We start from the raw sequence: 4,553 nt of genomic DNA, 5'->3' as shown, positions 1-4,553 counted from the left end.
CCACCGCCGTAACCGTTTACCAGCCACTGCGGCGTGGGCCGGGACAGGACCCCGGACGACGTGAGTACGGCCCCACCACCCGGCACCGGTCGAGTGGTGGGGCCGGTCTCGTGATCAGTCCCGCGCGGCCTGTGCGAGGGCGATCAGGGCTGCGGAACCCTCCACCGGAAGGTGCACCCGGAGCGTCCGGGCGGCGGCGTCCCAGTCGAGCGCCGTCCGTTCGCCCGGCTCTCCCCGCGCCTCGAAGAGCACCCTGGGCCGGTCGTCCGGCCCGGTCCAGGGCAGGGGGACCGTCAGCGTGGCGGCTGCCCCGGCGCGGCGCCACACCGCCAGCAGCGTCGTACCGTCCTCGGCCGACAGGGCGAGGGCCAGATGGCCGTCGCGCCAGCCGGGCAGGCCCAGCGGCCAGTGCGGGCGGGCGGTCGGCAGGAGGTGGCGGTACCCCTTGTACGTGTTCACGGCTTCACGCACGCGCGCGTGCTGCTCGTCGCTCAGCAGGTCGGGCCGGCCGCTGAGGTGGACACGGCCGAGCAGCGCCGACACCAGCACGGTGGAGAGGTCGGCGTCGGTGTGCTCGGGCTGCGGGTACGCCCAGATCGCGCCCTGTTCCGGGGTGACGGCCGTGGGCGCGGCGGCGGCGATGGCGGGCAGCAGCCGGAAGTCCTGCTGGTCGGTGACGGAGTGGATGGGCAGCCGGGACAGGATCGCGTGGTCGGTGCGGCTGCCACCCGCCGCGCAGCTCTCCAGGGTCAGCCCGGGGTGGCGGTCGAGGACGCCGTCGAGCCAGTCCAGGTAGGCGCGGTTGTGGCCGAGCAGCCCGTCGCCGAGGCCGTCGGCACCGCCGTCGAGGCCAAAGGCGCCGGTGTCCGGGAAACCGTCCGTGCCCGCGCCGATGTCGATGTTGTAGTCGAGCTTGAGGTAGCCCACGCCGTAGTCGCGCACCAGCCGGTCCACGACCGTGTCGAGGTGGGCGCGGGCGGCCGGGTGGCGCAGGTCCAGTTGGTGACGACCCCATTCGACGACCCGGACCCCGTCCCGGCGGAAGAACGCCTCGTCGGGCAGCGCGGCCGCGACGGAGCTGCGCACGCCGACCACCTCCGGCTCCAGCCACAGACCCGGCACCATGCCCGCTTCCCTGATGCGGTCGATGACCTCCCCGAGCCCGCCGGGGAACCGGGTCTCGGACTCCCGCCACTCCCCTACGGCGTCCCACCAGCCGGGCACCCCGCCCGGGCCGACGGTGCCGGGAGGCTCGGGGTCGAACCAGCCGGCGTCGATGCAGAAGACCTCGGAGCCCGCGCGCGCCGCCGCGTCCACGAGCGGCAGCAGCGCCTTCGTGCTGGGCTCGCCCATCAGACTGTTCATGAAGTCGTTGAAGACCACCGGCAGCCCGTCGAGATCGGGATGCGGGCGGCGGGCGGCCCTGCGGTGGCCGGTCAGCGCCGCCACCGCGGCCTGGAAGCCGCCCTCGGGGACGAGTGCGACGGCGACCGGAACAGTAAGGAAGGCTTCCCCGGGCGCCAGCCGGCGCCTCCACTGGTGTTCGCGGTCGGTCGGCCCGGACAGCGCCAGGTACAGGTCGTCGAAGCGGTCGGCGAGTTCGGCGTGCCAGGAGCCGTTGTGCTCGATCTGCCAGGCCAGCGCACGGCCGGTGTCCGGCTCCTCCAGACAGCCCATCGGCAGGTGCTCGGAGGAGGACCAGGATCCGGTGCTGGTCACGGCGATCCGGTTCTTCGAGCCGGTCTGGCCGTACGCCACCATGCCCACGTCGAACAGGCCGCGCTCCGCGAGCGTCGCCCGTGACCAGCGGAACTCGCCGCTCCACGGGTTGCCCGCCAGCCACAGGGCGAGCCCGTCCTCCCAGTGCCGGCCCGGTGGCAGGGTGCGGGCCAGGTTGGACAGCGCGAACGACGACACGTACTCGAGGGGCACTGGGGCGTCTCCCCCGTTCTCCACCCGGGCCACGGCGTGCAGCACCGGCAACCCGTCGCGGAGCCGGTACTCGGCGGTGACCCGCAGCCCGGTCGTCTCGTCGGCCATCCGGACCCGCAGCGTGCGCAGGCCCGGGACTCGCTCCTCCTCATGGCCGGTGCAGCGCAGGGCACGGGAGAGGGCGCCGTCGACGTGCCGCTTGCCGGAGGTGCCGAGCCGTCCGCCGTCCGTGGTCTGCACCTCGACCAGGGGCAGGGCGCGGTGCGCGAGGGCGGCGCAGAGTTCCGGCTCCCGTTCCGGATCCGGAAGGGAAGGTGCCTCACCGGCGGCCAGCAGTCGCGCGGGCCCGGCGGAATCCAGGGCGAGGAGCAGGGAGAGCTCGGCGTTCCCCCAGCGCAGGTGGGTGATGGTCATGAGGGCGGCTCCGGCCGGGAGGGTGGCTGGGCGGACAGGAAGGAGAACTTACAGTCGATAGAAAACGTTTACCGGCAGCGACGGTATCCACGCACCCCCGACCCGCTCAAGTGGCCGTCCGGATCGTGGAATTCCCCGTCCGGACACTTCGGCCGTGGTGGGATCGCCGTATGTCTGATCTGCGTATACGGGCCGCGACGCCCGACGACCTGGACACCGTCCTCGCCTTCTGGAAGACCGCCGCCGAGGGCACGAGCATCAGCGACGACCGCGCCGGTGTGGAGCGGCTGGTGGCCCGCGATCCCGAGGCGCTGCTCCTGGCCGAGCTGGGCGGTGGGCTGGTGGGCACGGTGATCGCCGGGTTCGACGGGTGAAGGCGGCACCTTCCAACTGCTCTACGACGTACGACGAGGGCGGACCGGAGCGGAAGGGGCGGCTGCTGAGTTCCCGCGCTTCAAGATCCACGACAGCGTCACTCACTCGGCCTCGGTACTGGTGAGCTCGCGTATTCAACTGTCGCCAGTTCACCGAGGAGCCCAGCCCACTGGATACCGTGTGTGATCTCCAGCGGCGTATCGACTCCGGGTGAGCTGCTTGTGCTGGTCCGGGGCCGGTGGCGTTCAGCGGCGCTCGGCGAGGACCTGCCGCCAGGGTTCTCCGGCGCCGCCGGGGCCGCTTGGGCCTCGACCTCGGGCAGCCGTGATTCAGCGGTACTGCTCCGGAATTTCCATCTCGTCTGAACCGTCGGAGATGTACTCCACCCCCGGGTTCGCGACCTCGGCAACGACGATCCAGGGTCTGTGCCCCTCCACTTCGCAGACCGCGTGCAGGCGCAGTTTCGCCTCCCTGTGGACGATCGCGAAATTCCCCAGGCGGAAGTTCACGTAATTCCCCAGCTATTGACGTGAGCTGACGGTGAGGCAGACCGTGAGCTGTTTCCAACCTCAGCTTGAGCAGGTCAGATGCAAGGTGAGGACCGCACCCGCAGCAACCGCTTCAAGCGCTGAACACTTCGCGAAGTGCTGCAGGCGGTCGCGAGCTGGCAGGTCGGCAACGACGACGACGAAAGGCGGATCAGCGCGCCGGCTCAGACGTGCCTCGCGCCTGGTCACGGCTGGCGACCACCAGGTATCCATCGCTCTCGGGGTCGAAGGTGGTGGTCTGCACCGTGAGCCCAACGCTCCGCAACTGCGCCACGAGGCCCTCGTACCGGTAGGGCCAGATGGACAACCGCTCCGAGCAGGCTCGCACTGCCCCATCCGGCTCGATCTGGGCGACCACGATCTCGAGGAAGTGTTCCTGCTCCCAGTGCTGCTCGATCTGCCAGTAGTAGCTGATGACCGCATCGCGGTCGTTGCGGCGGATGAGTCGATCGCGGACGTCTACCCGTGAGCCGGCGGAGCGCACGAGCTCCCAGTTGCGTGACGTGAGCACGAGGCGTCCGCCCGGATTCAGCAGCCGCGACATCGCGTCCAGTGCGGCCAGGCGCCCGGCTGCGCCCTCAGCGTGCCCGAGCGAGTTGCCGACACAGAACACCAGATCGAACGTGGAGTCCTCCAGGTGGTCGGGCAGCTCGTCCCAGCTCGCGCGGAGGGCTCGAAGCGAGACACCCTGCTCGTCGGCGGCCTTCTCGGTCCGGCGAACCATCCCACTGCTGGCGTCTGCGGCGACCACGTCAAGGCCAAGACTCGCAAGACCAACGGCGAGCTGGCCGGTTCCACACGCGCAGTCGAGGACGCGCGCGTTGGGCGGCAGAGAGCCCACAACATCGCTGTAGTAAACCGCGGCTGCCTTGGCGGGGGTCAACCTGTCGTCCCCGATCAGCCACTCGTATACGTCGGAAAGCGCCCCATAACCAGCCACCGCGATAACCTCCATCACTCGACGACACGCGGGCTGGACCGCGCCTGCGATTCGGACCTTGCGCCTCGCACTGTGCCGGGCCGTGTCAGCGAAGCATTGAGCAGGACCCAACCACTTCCGGCCGCTGAGACTCCACCGGATTTCGTGGGAAACCGCGACACGCCGCACCGACGCAGGTCCCCACTCCACCGGCGCCCCAACGGCCACGATGGGGACCGCGGCCGGCAAGCGCGCGTTCACCGCGGAGCGCTTTAGCCTCGATCTTTCGCGAGGGTCCGCCGACGGAGTCGGTGGACCCTTTTGCTTTCCGGAGCTGATGGTGGGCAGGCCAGCGGCCCGGTTGT

General features: G+C 70.6%; 3 protein-coding genes and 1 pseudogene. 1 reads left to right on the top strand and 3 read right to left on the bottom strand.

Annotated features, from left to right (window positions below; translation table 11 throughout):
- Positions 1–114: 114 nt before the first annotated feature.
- Positions 115–2,346, bottom strand: a complete 2,232-nt coding sequence (locus ACLZN2_RS22845) for a glycoside hydrolase family 36 protein (RefSeq protein WP_416980853.1) — start codon at positions 2,344–2,346, stop codon at positions 115–117.
- Between the two features lie 170 nt (positions 2,347–2,516).
- Here ACLZN2_RS22845 and ACLZN2_RS22840 point away from each other — a divergent pair.
- A pseudogene (locus ACLZN2_RS22840) lies at positions 2,517–2,717 on the top strand (GNAT family N-acetyltransferase); the annotation flags it as partial.
- A 333-nt stretch (positions 2,718–3,050) separates the two neighbouring features.
- Here the strand turns inward: ACLZN2_RS22840 and ACLZN2_RS22835 are convergent.
- Together ACLZN2_RS22835 and ACLZN2_RS22830 are read right to left on the bottom strand one after the other, a co-directional pair.
- The gene (locus ACLZN2_RS22835) at positions 3,051–3,230 is read right to left on the bottom strand and encodes a hypothetical protein (protein ID WP_416980852.1); all 180 of its coding nucleotides are present in this window, start codon (positions 3,228–3,230) and stop codon (positions 3,051–3,053) included.
- A 190-nt stretch (positions 3,231–3,420) separates the two neighbouring features.
- Positions 3,421–4,224, bottom strand: a complete 804-nt coding sequence (locus ACLZN2_RS22830; protein ID WP_416980851.1) for a class I SAM-dependent methyltransferase — start codon at positions 4,222–4,224, stop codon at positions 3,421–3,423.
- Positions 4,225–4,553 lie beyond the last annotated feature (329 nt).

The sequence above is a fragment of the Streptomyces sp. T028 genome (assembly GCF_048159505.1).
GTDB lineage: Bacteria > Actinomycetota > Actinomycetes > Streptomycetales > Streptomycetaceae > Streptomyces.
The sequence above is the reverse complement of the archived record's forward strand: the minus strand, read 5'-3'. Positions and strand labels throughout refer to the sequence as shown.

Bases quoted from the DNA above. Each gene is read 5' to 3' on its own strand.
- ACLZN2_RS22845 (WP_416980853.1), bottom strand. From the start codon at position 2,346: ATGACCATCACCCACCTGCGCTGGGGGAACGCCGAGCTCTCCCTGCTC.
- ACLZN2_RS22830 (WP_416980851.1), bottom strand. From the start codon at position 4,224: ATGGAGGTTATCGCGGTGGCTGGTTATGGGGCGCTTTCCGACGTATAC.